The following is a 14,325-nucleotide window of genomic DNA, read 5'->3' as shown; positions in this document are numbered from 1 at the left end:
TGACCGGGGCCGACCGTGAGCTGCTGGGCGCTGATCCCGATCAAGCTGCCCGCCCTGGGCAAGGGTCGGCTGGCCGGCGTCCTCGGCCCGGGCGAGCGTCAGCGCCTGATACGCGCGATGCTCGATCGCGTGCTCGACGCGCTGCTCGGCTCGTCACTGATCGATCGGGTCGCCATCGTCACCCCCGCCGCAAATCTCACGTCCCGCCCCGTCGAGGTCCTGCCCGACTGCGGCCTCGGGCTTAACGGCTCGGTGCAGCAGGCCGCCCTCGCCCTCGCCGACCGGGGCGCGAGCGAACTCGTCGTGATGCACGGAGACCTGCCGCTCGCGCGTCCCGAGGACATCGACGAACTCGTGCTGCGCGGTCGCCAATCCGGCCTCGCGCTCGCACCCGACCGGGCCCGCGTCGGCACCAACGCGGTCTACCTCGAGGCCGGCAGCGATTTTCGCTTTCAGTTCGGCACGCAGAGTTTCCCCATTCACGTCACCGAGGCGCTGCGCTGCGGACTGGTGCCGGCTATCGTCGAACGGCCGGGACTGGCCTTCGATGTCGATCTGCCGGCCGATCTCGCGCGCTTCGCGCGTCCTCTCGGCCAATCACTCAGCCAATCACACTGCCACCCTCTGACGGCTCGCCGCGACCCACCGTGCCGCCACTTCCCCACCCCCCACCGGAATCCCATGCCATGGCCGACAGTGCACAGCGAATCCTTGCCGACGTACGCGCGGGACTGAGGCTAGACGCCACAGGCGCGGCGATTCTCGCTGCCGCGGCCGAACTCCAACCGATCCTCGCGACGGCGGAAGCACTGACCCTCGCGGGCCACGGCACCGCGGTCGGCTGGTCGCGCAAGGTCTTCATCCCGCTCACGCATCTGTGCCGCAACCGCTGCGGCTACTGCACCTTTGCGGAGAGTCCGCGCACAGGAACACCGGCCTATCTCAGTCCGGACGAGGTGCTCGCGATTGCCCGCGCCGGGGCCGCAGCCGGCTGCCGCGAGGCCCTGCTGACGCTCGGCGAACGCCCCGAGCTGCGCCACCCCGCCGCGCGCGACGCGCTCGCCGCGCTGGGCTTCGACAGCACGGTGGACTACGTCGCCGCGATGGCGCGCCGCATCTTCGACGAGACGGGACTGCTGCCGCATCTCAATCCGGGAACGCTCTCGGCAGAGGAGCTCGGCCGGTTGCGGCCGCACGCCGCATCGATGGGCCTGATGCTGGAGTCGACCGCCACCCGCCTCACCGAGCGCGGTGGCCCGCACTGGCAATGCCCCGACAAGCATCCCGACGCACGCCTCGCGACCCTGCACGCCGCTGGCGAGCAGGCGATCGCGATGACGAGCGGCATTCTCGTCGGCATCGGCGAGACGCGCTTCGAACGGATCGAGGCCCTCATCGCCCTGCGCGCGCTGAATGACCGGCACGGCCACATTCAGGAGATCATCGTCCAGAACTTCCGCGCCAAACCGCGCACCGCGATGGCGCACGCGCCCGAGCCGGACCTGGTCGAACACCAGTGGACGATCGCGATGGCGCGCCTGATCTTCGGCCCCGCGATGTCGATCCAGGCGCCGCCGAACCTGCGCCCAGGCGAACTCGCGCCGCTGATCCGCGCCGGCATCAACGATTGGGGCGGCATCTCGCCGGTCACGCCCGACCATGTGAACCCGGAGGCCGCGTGGCCGCACATTGCCACGCTGCGGCAGGAAACCGAGGCGGCCGGGCGGGAGCTCGTCGAGCGCCTCGCGCTGGTCCCCGCCTACGCCCGCGACGCGGCCCGCTGGACCGCTCCCGAGATCTCGCGCGCCATCCTGCACCGCACCGACGCATCGGGCTTCGCGCGTGACGACGCCTGGCACGCCGGCAGCGGTGCGCCGCTCCCGCCATCCGTCGGCGGCGGCGCCCGAAGCAACGCGCGTGCGCCGTCGAGCACTGTCCTCCGGCTGATCGACGAAGCCAGCGCCGGCCGCGAACTCACCGAGGATGCGATCGCCGCCCTCTTCGAAGCGCGCGGCGCCGACTACACGGCCGTCGTCGAGGCAGCCGATCGCCTGCGCGCGGCCACCGTTGGGGAAGGCGTGTCCTTCGTCGCGAACTGCAACATCAACTACACGAACATCTGCAAACACCGCTGCGGCTTCTGCGCCTTTGCGAAGGGGCGTAGCGCCGAGACGCTGCGCGGCCCCGCCTACGTGCTGAGCGCCGACGAGGTCGGACAGCGCGCCCTGGAGGCACACCGCCGAGGCGCCACCGAGGTCTGCCTGCAAGGGGGCATCCACCCCGCCTACACGGGTCAGTCCTACCTCGACATCGTCGCGGCCGTACGCGACGCCGTGCCGGACATGCACATTCACGCCTTCTCGCCGCTCGAGATCCGCCACGGCGCGGCCACGCTTGGGCTGTCACCAGCCGCGTTCCTGCGCCGGTTGCGCGACGCCGGGCTGGGCAGCCTGCCCGGCACCGCCGCGGAAGTGCTCGACGACGAGGTGCGCGCAAAGCTGTGCCCGGACAAGCTCGGCACGGACGAATGGCTGGCCATCGTGCGGGCGGCCCACGAGGTCGGGGTGCCCACGACCTCGACAATCATGTTCGGCCACGTCGACACTCCGCGCCACTGGGCCCGCCATCTCCTCAAGCTGCGCCAACTTCAGCGAGACACGGGCGGCATCACCGAATTCGTGCCTCTGCCCTTCGTGCATATGGAATCGCCGCTGTGGCACAAGGGCCGCAGCCGATCCGGCCCCACCGCGCGCGAGGCCGTGCTGATGCACGCGGTTGCACGCCTCGCGTTGCACCCGCTGATCCCGAACATCCAGACCTCGTGGGTCAAGATGGGGCCGACCGGCGCGGCACGGTGCCTGCAAGCCGGCGCCAACGATCTGGGCGGAACACTGATGTACGAATCGATCACCCGCGCCGCCGGTGGCCTGAACGGCCAGGAAATGGACGGCACCGGCATGAACCGCATCGCAACCGCCATCGGCCGCCCCCTCTGGCGTCGCAACACGGTTTATGGCCGCGCCGCCGTGCGCGAGAACGCCGTGCACGCCGAAGGCAACGAAATCGCGGCCTGCCTCGGCTAAAGCCCCGCAAGAACCAAGACAACCACTACCAAGGAACGGACATGGCCCTGCAAATCCAGGAGAAATTCGAGGTCGCCGCGCCGGTCGACGCGGTCTGGCAGTTCCTGCTCGACCCGCAGAACGTCGTCGCCTGCATGCCGGGCGCCTCGCTGACGGAAATCGTGAATGCCGACAGCTTCATCGGCGCGGTGAAGCTCAAGATCGGCGCGGTGACGGCGCAGTATCAGGGCACGATCACCTACGTCGAGAAGGACCTCGCCCAGCACATCGTCAAGCTGCTCGCGTCAGGCAACGAGCGCGGCGGCGGCACCGTCAGCGGAACGATCGTCACCCGCCTCACCCCTTCACCCGACGGCCGGAGCACCGAAGTGAGCTGCGAGTCGAGCATCGACCTCACCGGGCGCATCCTCCAGGTCGGGCGGGGCATGATCGAAGGTGTGTCGGCACAGATCATCAAGAAGTACGTAAACAACGTGCGCGCACTGCTCGAAGTCCCGCGCGACGAAGCCTCCACGGCTCCCTCCACCGCGGCAGAAGGCGGTAACGCTGCACCCACCGCGCCCGAATCGCCTCCGCGTGCCATTCCGCGCAAGGAAGATTCGATCAACGTCGTCGGCGTAGTGTTCAAGGTCTTCCTCGACCGCATCGCCGCGCTGTTCCGGCGCGTGTTCGGTCGGGCCTGAGTCCTGCACGGGGGCGACCGCCCCCAAGGCAATCGGACGAGCCCGCGTAGGGCGGGAGGAGCGCAGCGCATCCCGCCAATCCAGGCGCCGGAATCCGCTCGACCGTTGCGTGGTGGGATGCGCTGCGCTTCTCCCACCCTACGAATCCGTGCCCCCGCAAACAATTTCACACGCGATCCGACGACAAGCGCATTCATGTGACCGCCCCTTCCCGCCCGAACGTGTCTCGGCTGCTCCGTCCCGAGCTAGTCGGCGATAATCCCGCACACGACTTCGCCGCGCGGCACGCCGACAGCAAGCACCGTTTCACGCGCCCCTTCAAGCGCCTCGCTCCGCGGGTGCATTGGCCCGCTCCGCTCCCGCGCAAAGCCCCCTTTCCGCTCCGTGACAACGGCCCGGATCTCCGCGACGATCGCCAGTGCGATCTCCTCCGGCGTGTCCGCCCCGATGTCCAGCCCCGCCGGCCCGTGCAGCCATGGCGCCGGCTTGCCGCGCGGCATCAGGCCCTCGTCCGCCAAAGCCGCGAGAAGGCGCGCGGTGCGTCGTTTCGGGCCGAGCAGCGCGACATAACGCGGCCGACGCGCGATCAGCGCGCGCAGCACGCGCAGGTCCTCGAAGTAGTTGTGCGTCATCACCACGGCGATCGCACCGCCCTCGTCCTCCAGCCCGTCGAGTGCCTCGTCGGCATCCGCGACGAGCACGCGGTCGGCTGTGGCGAAGCGGGCGTGGATGCCATGACCCGCATTGCGCGACACGACGCTCACGTGCCAGCCGAGCGCCTGCGCGAACTGCGCAAGCGGCACGGCGTCGTGGCCGGCCCCGAAGATTTTCAGCGCCGTCGGCGGCGCGACCACCTCGACGAAGGCTTCGAACTCTCCTGCTGGCGTACTGACCCGGGTGCGCGAAGAACGTCCCGTGTGCAGGGCCTTGGAGGCCTCGGCGCACAGCAGCTCACGCGTCGAGTCATCATCGATCCCCGTCGCGCAGCTCGATCCATCGTCGGCAAGGGTCAGCCGCGCACCGATGCGCGTCCGAACCGCGCCCCGCACCGCGAAAACCGTGGCGACCACGCCCTGACGGCGACGTCGCACGCAGTCCGCGATGAAGTCGAGCGCCGCAGCAGGTCCGTCCGGCGCCAGGGGCTCGACGAGCACGACCACGAGGCCGTTGCAGCCGAGCGAGTATCCTTCATCGAGATCCTCGCCGGTAGAGTCGTACGCGGTGACTGCAGGCTGGCCGCTGTGCAGCACACGGGCGGCCTGGCGGAAGACGTCGCGTTCGAGACAGCCGCCGCTGATCGCGCCTTCGGCCTCGCCGTCCGCGCTCACGAGCATACGCGCGCCGGGGCGTCGGTAGGTCGATCCTTCGACCGCCACCACTGTGGCCAGCGCCGCCATCTCGCCACGCCCGCGCAGGCGCGCGACGGCCTGGATGATCCGCTGCATTTCGTTCATCGGCGCCTCCCTCTCCGGTATCACAAGCCCTGCTCGAACTGTCGTCCGCGGCGCGCAAACCCGCATCGTTCCTTTGCATTACGGCGGCGGCCAAGACCTAAACGCTCGAAGCGCCGGGGGATTTAATGCGATCGGGTGATGCGCGCGAACGGGCCATCGACGACGATGCCCTCACCACCCGCGGCCGGGCGTGCCCCGGAAAGCGGCAGATACGGACGGAGACGGCGATGAATGATCTGAAACCGACGGGCAAACTCGAGTTCTATCTGGCCCGTATGGCCAGCCGCGGCATCGGCGCCGAGCGCGTGCTCGCCGGCACCGGACTGCGCGCCAAGCAACTGCAGGAGCATGACCTCCAGCCGCATCCGCCGCAGTATCGCCGCGTCATCCTCAACATGCTGGAACTCACCCGCAACCCGTGGCTCGGCATCGCGCTGGGCGAGGAATTCCGCGTCAGCGACCTCGGCATCCTCGGCTATGCGGCGCTCAGCGCCTCAACGCTCAAGGACTCGCGCGAACTCTACGACCGCTACCGCGGCCTCAACGAACACATTTTCTCGACCACCAACTACATCAAGCACGGGCGCTGGTTCTCGGAGATCCACGACGTCTATCGTCTCGGCGACGTGATGCGCTTCGCGGTCGAGGAGTTCGTCAGCCAGACCATCCAGCTCGCGTCGACGCTGACCAACCGCCCCTTCCCGATCCTCGAGCTGCACCTGACCTTCCCGCAGCCTGCCGACGTTACGCCCTATATCCGCCGCTTCAACTGCCCGATCTACTTCAACCAGTCGCGCAACCTCGTCGTCTTCGACATCAACCGGCTGGAAGATCCGATCAGCCTCGCGAACCCCGAGGTCTTCAAGCTGTGCGCGAGCCAGTGCGAGATGCTTGCCGCGCGCCAGCGTCGGGATGCGGGGCTGTCGGAACTGATTCGCGACTATCTGGTGGGCCACCCCGGGGAATTTCCGACCCTCGAGGAGATGGCCGAGCACCTCAACATCGGCGCACGCACCTTGCGCCGGCGACTCGTGGATGAAGACCAGAGCTACCAGAAGATCCTCGACGACACGCGCAAGGATCTCGCGCTGCAGTACCTGCAACACACAATGCTGACGCCCAAGGAGATCGGCTACATGCTCGGCTACAGCAGCGTCAGCAACTTCCGCCGCGCCTTCAAGGCGTGGACGAATCAGACGCTCTCCGACGCACGCCTCGCGCACGCGGCCTGAGGGAACGCACCGACATATACAACATCCGTTCGCCCTGAGCCCGTCGAAGGGCCGTGAGAGGGCTTCGACAAGCTCAGCCCGAACGGTAATGGGTGGCCGCGTTAGTCCCATCGGACGATGGCACGCCCGGGCGGGATCCCTACGCTCACCCCACGCAAACAGTCATTTCCAGGAGACAAGGCATGAGATTCGCAGGAAAAGTGGCCGTCGTCACCGGCGCCGGCCAAGGCATGGGACGCGCCATCGCAATCCGCCTCGCGCAGGAAGGCGCCACCATCGTCGCGGTCGATGTAAACGAAGCCAACGCGAAGGAAACGCTGGAACTCGCAGGTCTCAGTGGCAACACCTCGGACGGCATCGCGCGCGTCTGCAACATCGCCGACAGCGCCTCCGTGAAGGCCCTGTTCGAGGAAGTCGACGGCCGCTATCGCCGCCTGGACGTGCTCGTGAACAACGCCGGCATCGGCAGCGCCAAGAACGACGGTTTCGACAAGCTGCTCGCGCGCATGAACGAGCGCGGCGCACAGATGGCCCGCGGCGAAAAGCCCACCGTGTATCCCGATCTCATCTGCGACATGGCCGACGAAGGCTGGCGCGGCGTCATGCAGGTGAACCTCGACGGCACCTTCTTCTGCACTCGCGAAGCCGTGCGCGTGATGATCAAGCACGGCATCAAGGGCGCGCTGGTCAACATCTCCAGCACGGCAGCGATCTCGGGCGAAGGCGCGCTGCACTACGCCGCCTCCAAGGCGGCGCTGACGGGCATGACGCGCAGCCTCGCGCGGGAGCTCGCGCCGCGCGGCATTCGCGTGAACAACGTGATGCCCGGCCCGGTGAACACGCCGATCATGGCCAACGTCTCGCAGGCGTGGATCGACTCGATGGTCGCCGGCATCCCGCTCGGCCGCATGGCGGAGCCCTCCGACATCGCCGCTGTGGTCGCCTTCCTCGCCTCCGACGACGCCGCGATGGTCACCGGTTCGGATCTCGTCGCCAACGGCGGCTCGTACTTCAAGTAAGGGGATGCGCATGTCCGGAAAACTCCACGGCCAGGTCGCCTTCGTCACCGGCGGCGGCTCCGGCATCGGCGCCGCGACGGCTCGTCGCCTCGCCGCCGAGGGCGCGACCGTCGTCATCTGCGGCCGCCGCAAGGAACCGCTCGACGAAGTCGTCGCCGACATCGTCGCGAAGGACGGCAAGGCCGAAGCGCTCGTCGTCGACGTCGGCAACGAGGCGCAGTTCGTCGCCGCGCTCGAAGACACCGCCAAGCGCCACGGCCACCTCGACATCCTCGTGAACAACGCGATGGCCTACACTTGGGGCGCCATCGAATCGACCTCGACCGCCGACTGGCACGCCAACTTCAGCACCTCGGTCGACGGCACCTTCTGGGGTACGCGCACCGCGATGAAGCTGATGAAGGGGCGCGGCGGCGCGATCGTGAACCTGTCGTCGATCTGCGGCACGCTCGGCACGCCGTGGATGGCCGGCTACTCGGCCGCGAAGGCCGCGATCATCAACTTCTCGCGCGCCGCGGCCGCCGAAGGCGCCCCCGACAACATCCGCGTGAACGTCGTGATCCCTGCGGTCGTCGAGACCCCGGCCACCGCCGGCATGCTCTCCGACGAGAAGTCGCGCCGCAACACCGAGAAGCTGATTCCGATGGGCCGCGTCGGCCAGTCCGACGAGCTCGCCGCGGCAGTCGCCTTCCTCGCCGGACCCGACGCCTCCTACATCACGGGCGCCGCGCTGCCGGTCGATGGCGGTCGCTCCGCCGTGCTCGTCACCGCGCTCGAATGAGGGACGCAATGAGCACGCCCACGCTCGAAGAACGCATCGACCGGCTCGAATCGCTCGACGAAATCCGTCAGCTCGTCGCGAAGTACTCGCTGTCGCTCGACATGCGCGACATGGACTCGCACGTGAACCTGTTCGCGCCCGACATCCGCGTCGGCCGCGAGCGGGTCGGCCGCGCTCACTTCAAGGCCTGGCAGGACGACACGCTGCGCGAGCAATTCACCGGCACCTCCCACCATCTCGGCCAGCACATCATCGAGTTCACCGACCGCGACCACGCCACCGGCGTCGTCTACTCGAAGAACGAGCACGAGTGCGGCGGCGAGTGGGTGATCATGCAGATGCTGTACTGGGACGACTACCAGCGCATCGACGGCCGCTGGCTGTTCCGGCGCCGCCTGCCGTGCTACTGGTACGCCACCGACCTGAACAAGCCGCCGATCGGCGACATGAAGATGCGCTGGCCGGGCCGCCCGCCCTACGCCGGCACCTTCCACGAGCTTTTCCCGTCGTGGAAGGAGTTCTGGGCCAACCGTCCCGACAAGGAATCGCTGCCCGAAGTCGCGCCGCCCGCGCCGCTGGAGAAGTTCCTCGAGACGATGCGACGCGGCACCCCCGCGCCGAAGATCCGCGTCCGCTGAAGGAGCCCGACATGCCAGACCTGTTTTCCCCGCTCACGCTCGGCGACATCGAGCTCGCCAACCGCATCGTCATGGCACCCATGACCCGCAGCCGCGCGGGCGCGGGCGACGTGCCGACCGATCTGATGGTCGAGTACTACCGCCAGCGTGCCACCTCCGGCCTGATCGTCGCCGAAGGCACGCAGCCGAGCGCCAACGGCAAGGGCTACTGCCGCACGCCGGGCATCCACACCGGCGAGCAGATCGCCGGCTGGCGCAAGGTCACCGACGCGGTGCATCGCGAAGGCGGACGCATCGTGCTGCAGATCATGCATGTCGGGCGCATCGCCAGCCATCTCAACAAGGATCCCGGCACCGAGACCGTCGCCCCCTCGGCGATCCGCGCTGCCGGGAAGATCTTCACCGACGTCGCTGGCATGGTCGAGCACGACATGCCGCGCGCGCTGCGCACCGAAGAAATCCCCGGCGTGATCGCCGAATACCGCCGCGCGACCGGGAATGCCCTCGAAGCCGGATTCGACGGCGTCGAACTGCACTGCACGAGCGGCTACCTGCCGATGCAGTTCCTCGCCGCCAACACCAACCAGCGTGACGACGCCTACGGAGGTTCGCCGCAAAAGCGCCTGCGCTTCGTCGTCGAGGCGCTGGAAGCCATGGCATCCGCCGCCGGCGCCGGTCGCGTCGGCCTGCGCATCTGCCCGGCCAATCCGTTCAACGATGTCCTTGACGACGATCCGGTCACGACCTACACGGGACTGCTGCAGGCCATCGACCCGCTGGGCCTCGCCTACCTGCACGTGATGCGCTCGCCGCTGCGCGAACTCGACGCGCTGGCGCTCGCCCGCGCCAACTTCCGCGGCCCGATCATCGCCAACGACAGCTTCAAGCTCGCCAGCGCACAACGGGTCATCGCCGAGGGCAAGGGCGAGGCGCTCTCCTTCGGGCGCTATTTCATCGGCAACCCGGACCTAGTCCGGCGCTTCCGTGAGGGCGCCCCGCTCGCCGAATTCGATCAGGGTACGCTGTACACGCCGGGGCCGCGCGGCTATACGGACTATCCCCCGCTGGCCGTGTAACGCCAGGCACAGCCACGACGGCATGCCGGGAACCCTGTTCCTCCCCCTTCAAGGGGGAGGCTAGGAGGGGGATGGGTTTCTGCGACGCCTGCGTAACCCATCCCCACCCCGCCCCGGGAGTCTCCGCTTCGCTCCGCCGCTACGGCGGCGCAGAGCGGTGCTCTGCGAAACCCCGCCTCCGCCCCCTTGAAGGGGAGGGAGCAAAAGCAGCCGTCCACGTCACATCTCCCTTTTCGGAGGAACCATGGATTCGCGCACCGCGTGGAAGATCTACGCTGCCCTGCTGTTCGGCACCTTCGTCACGATCGAGGCGGCCGCCTTCCAGGCGCCGGCGCTGCCCAGCCTGACCAAGCACTTCGGCATTCCGATCAACCTCGCCGCGCTGGTCCTGATGTCCTACTTCGTCGGCCTCACCGTGTTCGCGCCGATCATGGGGCGCCTGGGCGACCAGCGCGGGCGCAAGCGCGTGTTGCTGGCCGGGTTGCTGGTGTTCGCGCTGTCAGAGTTCGCCGCCGCCGCGGCCGCGAACTTCCATGTCTTCCTCGCTGCGCGTTTCGCCCAGGGCCTCGGCGTCGCCTGCATACTGCCCGGCGTTTTCGCCTACATCGGGCATCTCTTCCCCGAGCAGCGCCGCGGCATGGCGCTGGGCATCTTCGCGATGACGATGACGCTCGGCGCGGCGAGCGGCGGACTGCTCGGCGGACTGCTGATCGACCGCCTCGGCTGGCCCAGCGTCTACTGGATCAGCGGCGCGCTCGCCCTCGCCGGCCTGGTCCCGGTCGCCCTGCTCGTGCCGGACATCCGCAGCGAGCGCTCCGCCGCGCTCTTCGCCACGATCGCCGCGCTGCTCTCCCTGCCCACCTGGATCGGCAACTTCGGCCTCCGCTCGCCCTACACCGCGGTAATCGTCGCGACCGGGGTCCTGGGCCTCACGCTCCTGTGGCGCAACAGCCAGCGCGTCGCAGCCCCCGTCATCGATGTCGCGATCCTGCGCCTCCCGGCCTTCGCGCTGCCCAGCGCGATCTACTGGCTCCACCTGCTCTCCTTCAGCGGCGTCGTCTACGCCCTCGCCTTCTTCATCAACGGACGCCCCGGCGGCAGCGCCGCCCAGTTCGGCTTCGTCACGCTCTTCCTCTACGGCAGCAGCGTGCTCGCCTCGCCGCTCGCCGGCCGCCTCGTTGACCGCATCGCTCCCCGCCACGTCACGACTGCAGCCCTCGCCGTCATGCTCGCCGGCCTCGCGCTGCTGCTCACCCTGCGCAGCGACACCCCGCTGTGGTTCGTGATCGCCACGGTCTGCGTGCTCGGCCTCGCGATGGGCTGCAACACCCCGGCGGTGATGAAACTCGCCCTCGGCGCGGTCCCCCCCGAGCGCCTGGGCGCCGGCACCGGGCTCTTCAGCACCCTGCGCGATCTGGGCGCGCCGACGGGCTCATCCGTATCGCTTGCAACCTTCAGCGCCTCGCTCGCGTTCCACAAGCAGCAGGGCACGCCCGACGCCCTCGCCGCCGCACTCGGCACGGTCGGCTGGCTGCTTGTCGGCCTGATCGGCCTTGCCCTGCTGCTGAGCCTGCGCCTTGAACGAAAGCAGGCCCAGCAGCAGGACCCGCGCCTCAGCCCTCCGCCGCGCGACGGCCAGCCCGTCGACCAAAGAACGTAGAGTCGCCCAGCGACATCCCAGAGCTGTAACCTTCTCCCCAGCGCGGCAGGCCGCAGGCGCAGCGCCCCGCGGCATAGAGACCGGGAATCGGCTGGCCGGCCTCGTTCAGCACCGCGCCGTCGGTGTCGGTCGCGAGGCCGCCCAGCGTGAAGGCGTGTCCCGGAATGTCGCCGCGGCAGTAGCTCAGTGCGGCGAACGGGGCCTTCGTCAGGGGGCGCAGCCAGTTGGCTGCCTTGTGAAACTGCGGATCGCGTCCCTCGGCAGCCTCCCGGTTGAAGGCCTCGACGGTGCACTGCAGGCTGCCCTCGGCCAGTCCGAGTTCCTGCTCCAGTTCTTCCCAGGTCTCGCCCACCCCGGCGATCGTGATGTCGCGATGGATCATCGGCCGTCCGAAGATTTCGTCATCGACGATCAGCCAGGCGCGGCCACCCGGCTGGCGCAGCACGTAGTGCGCGATGCGGCCGTGATAGGCGTCCTCATTGATGAAGCGCTCGCCGCGCTCGTTGATGAAGATGCCCTTCACGAGCGACTCGGGCGGAAAGTAGGGCAGAGTCGCGAAGAACTGGTCCATGTTGAGCGCCGTCCCACCGGCGCCGATGCCCATGCGTATGCCCGAACCGTCGTCGTTGCCGGCCGAGACCGGCGTTTCGCACACGAGCGCGTCGGGCGCGTAGCGTTCGACCATCTCGCGGTTGGTGATGAAGCCGCCCGACGCGAGCACCACGCCGCGGCGCGCCAGCACGTAGCGCGGCACCCCGTCGATGCGCACCACGAGACCGACGATCGCGCCGTCGGCGGCGGTCACCAGCGCCAGGGCGCGGCTGCTGCAATACACCGTCGCGCCGAGCGCCTCGGCGCGGCCGCAGAGTTTCTCCATCAGCGTTCGCCCGGCGCTCCAGCCGTCCTGCTGCGCGGTGTGCCCGCGCGGTGCTGGCTTGGCCTCGGCCGAGAACGGCCAGGCCAGCTCGGAACCCGACCACACCAGCGTGTCGTCCGTATGCGGCTCGAGCCATTTCCCGGGCAGGAAAGTGCCCTTGTACGGCACGCCCTGCTCCTGCAGCCAACGGAAGTGCGCTTCGGCGTTCTCCGAATACACGCGCGCCCGTGCGGCGTCGGCGCCGGGGCCGCCCGCCATCAGCAGGTACTTGTAGAAGTCCTCGGTCGAGTCCTCGAATCCGGCCGCGCGCTGCACGCTCGTGCCGCCACTGCCGCCGACGTACACCTCGCCGCCGGACAGCGCCGCGCTGCCGCCCGGCGCGGCGGCGACCTCGAAGATCACCACCTCGGCGCCCGCATTGCGCGCTTCGATCGCTGCGCAACTGCCGGCGGCGCCGAAGCCGACCACGGCGACATCGGTCTCGATGTCCCACTGCGGGACATCCTCGACGCGGCATGGCCGCGACGGCGAAAACTGCTGTTCCATCTCAATTCTCCTGGGGGTGAGGTTCGGTCCGGGATCGCGCCGGCTCAGCCGGCAGCCCGGATCTTGTTGAGGGCCGGATCGTTGGGCGGATTCATCACGCACCAGGTCCCGGCGGGGTGGTAGATGTAGGGCACGCAGCGGTTGCAGTTCGTGCAACCGGACCGCAGCGCACTGCCGTCGCGGAACTTGTTCACCAGCGCCGGATCGTGGATCAGCGGCCGCGCCATCACGACGGCATCGAAGCCCTCGCGCATCGCCGCTTCCGCGTTCGCCAGCGACCGGGCGCCGCCGAGATAGCCCAGCGGGACGTCCACCGCGGCCCGGATGCGACGCGAATGCTCGAGGAAGTACATCTCGCGGAAAGTGATCTTCGGCACGCCATGTTGCGACCATTTGAGCATCAGTCCGGTGATGGGACTACCCGCCAGGACCTTCCGCATCTCGTCCATGTCATGGTTGCTGCCGAACATGAACCAGCCCGACTCGACGTTGCGCCCGCCCGACAGCACCAGCAGATCGGCCCCCGCCGCCTGCAGCAGGCGGGCGGTGACGATCGCATCGTCCACCGTCGCCCCGCCTTTAACGCCGTCGGCGACGTTGATCTTCGCGACGACCGCCATGTCGCCCCCGACCGCATCCTTCACGCGCGCCAGCACCTCGGCCGGAAAACGCGCGCGGTTCTCGGCGCTGCCGCCATAGGCGTCGCGGCGGCGGTTCGACAGCGGCGAGATGAACTGATTGAGCAGGTAGCCATGGCCCATGTGCAGTTCCACGGCATCGAAACCGGCCTGCCGGCACAGGCGCGCGGCCTCGACGAACTCGCCCGCGACGCGCTGCATGTCGTCGTGGGTCATCGCCCGCTGGAAGAAGTTTCCGCGCATCAGGCCCGCCTTGTTCAGTCCGGAGGACGCGCTCATCGTCGGCCCGCGCACCTTCAGCGAAGTCACGAAGGAACCCCCATGCGTGAGCTGGTAGGCGATCGCCCCGCCCTCGGCGTGGACCGCATCGGTCAGCACGCGCAGGTCGGGCAGGATCTCCGGCCGCAGCCACACCTGGTTCGGCAAGGTGCGGCCGACCTGGCTCACCGCGCCGTAGGCCACCGTCGTCATGCCCACGCCGCCCGCGGCAAGGTCGCGATGGTGCTTCACCAGCGCGCGGCTCGGCGCCCCATCGACGACCATGCCCTCGTTCGCCCCGGCACGGATGAAACGATTGCGGAGCCGCAAGGGCCCCAATGTGAGTGGATCGAATGGCGACGCCACCGGTGTCATCGCAT

At 68.8% G+C, this 14,325-nt stretch carries 12 protein-coding genes; 9 read left to right on the top strand and 3 right to left on the bottom strand.

Annotated elements, in window-relative coordinates; genetic code table 11:
- Positions 1 to 15: 15 nt before the first annotated feature.
- Genes cofC through AzCIB_RS07345 form a run of 3 tightly spaced genes read left to right on the top strand, consistent with a single transcriptional unit; the run spans position 16 to position 3,766 of the window.
- A complete protein-coding gene (gene cofC, locus AzCIB_RS07355) occupies positions 16 to 735 on the top strand; it encodes a 2-phospho-L-lactate guanylyltransferase (protein WP_050415293.1) in 720 nt (239 codons plus the stop codon).
- Positions 687 to 3,083 (top strand): 5-amino-6-(D-ribitylamino)uracil--L-tyrosine 4-hydroxyphenyl transferase CofH, encoded by a 2,397-nt coding sequence (cofH, locus tag AzCIB_RS07350; RefSeq protein WP_050415292.1) that lies wholly within the window; start codon positions 687 to 689, stop codon positions 3,081 to 3,083. Before cofC ends, cofH begins: the two co-directional genes overlap by 49 nt.
- Positions 3,084 to 3,124: 41 nt before the next feature.
- Positions 3,125 to 3,766, top strand: a complete 642-nt coding sequence (locus AzCIB_RS07345; RefSeq protein ID WP_050415291.1) for an SRPBCC family protein — start codon at positions 3,125 to 3,127, stop codon at positions 3,764 to 3,766.
- Positions 3,767 to 4,011: 245 nt separating this feature from the next.
- Here AzCIB_RS07345 and AzCIB_RS07340 read toward each other — a convergent pair whose 3' ends face one another.
- On the bottom strand, positions 4,012 to 5,220 hold the full coding sequence (locus AzCIB_RS07340; RefSeq protein WP_050415290.1) for an XdhC family protein: 1,209 nt from the start codon (positions 5,218 to 5,220) through the stop codon (positions 4,012 to 4,014).
- A 227-nt stretch (positions 5,221 to 5,447) separates the two neighbouring features.
- On the opposite strand from AzCIB_RS07340, the gene AzCIB_RS07335 reads away from it, so the two are divergent.
- The 6 genes from AzCIB_RS07335 to AzCIB_RS07310 all read left to right on the top strand — a co-directional run bounded on the left by AzCIB_RS07335 (position 5,448) and on the right by AzCIB_RS07310 (position 11,626).
- On the top strand, positions 5,448 to 6,452 hold the full coding sequence (locus tag AzCIB_RS07335; RefSeq protein WP_050415289.1) for an AraC family transcriptional regulator: 1,005 nt from the start codon (positions 5,448 to 5,450) through the stop codon (positions 6,450 to 6,452).
- Between the two features lie 182 nt (positions 6,453 to 6,634).
- Positions 6,635 to 7,471 carry an SDR family NAD(P)-dependent oxidoreductase gene (locus AzCIB_RS07330; RefSeq protein ID WP_050415288.1) on the top strand — a complete coding sequence of 279 codons (837 nt, stop codon included), beginning with the start codon at positions 6,635 to 6,637 and terminating at the stop codon, positions 7,469 to 7,471.
- 10 nt (positions 7,472 to 7,481) lie between these two features.
- Positions 7,482 to 8,252, top strand: coding sequence for an SDR family NAD(P)-dependent oxidoreductase (locus AzCIB_RS07325; protein WP_050418272.1), 771 nt, complete (start codon positions 7,482 to 7,484; stop codon positions 8,250 to 8,252).
- A gap of 8 nt (positions 8,253 to 8,260) precedes the next feature.
- Complete coding sequence (locus AzCIB_RS07320) at positions 8,261 to 8,890, top strand: nuclear transport factor 2 family protein (protein WP_083446908.1); 630 nt, start codon at positions 8,261 to 8,263, stop codon at positions 8,888 to 8,890.
- Between the two features lie 11 nt (positions 8,891 to 8,901).
- A complete protein-coding gene (locus AzCIB_RS07315) occupies positions 8,902 to 9,966 on the top strand; it encodes an alkene reductase (protein ID WP_050415286.1) in 1,065 nt (354 codons plus the stop codon).
- Positions 9,967 to 10,210: 244 nt separating this feature from the next.
- Positions 10,211 to 11,626 (top strand): MFS transporter, encoded by a 1,416-nt coding sequence (locus AzCIB_RS07310; protein ID WP_232299382.1) that lies wholly within the window; start codon positions 10,211 to 10,213, stop codon positions 11,624 to 11,626.
- On the opposite strand, the gene AzCIB_RS07305 is transcribed toward AzCIB_RS07310, so the two are convergent.
- Together AzCIB_RS07305 and AzCIB_RS07300 are read right to left on the bottom strand one after the other, a co-directional pair.
- Entirely contained in the window at positions 11,580 to 13,049 is a 1,470-nt protein-coding gene (locus AzCIB_RS07305) for an FAD-dependent oxidoreductase (RefSeq protein WP_050415285.1), read from the bottom strand. The two genes, AzCIB_RS07310 and AzCIB_RS07305, sit on opposite strands and share 47 nt — an antisense overlap.
- Positions 13,050 to 13,093: 44 nt before the next feature.
- Positions 13,094 to 14,320 carry an NADH:flavin oxidoreductase gene (locus tag AzCIB_RS07300; protein WP_050415284.1) on the bottom strand — a complete coding sequence of 409 codons (1,227 nt, stop codon included), beginning with the start codon at positions 14,318 to 14,320 and terminating at the stop codon, positions 13,094 to 13,096.
- Positions 14,321 to 14,325 lie beyond the last annotated feature (5 nt).

Source organism: Azoarcus sp. CIB, assembly GCF_001190925.1.
In the GTDB taxonomy this organism is placed as follows: Bacteria; Pseudomonadota; Gammaproteobacteria; order Burkholderiales; family Rhodocyclaceae; genus Aromatoleum.
This window is presented reverse-complemented; position numbering and strand designations above follow the sequence as displayed.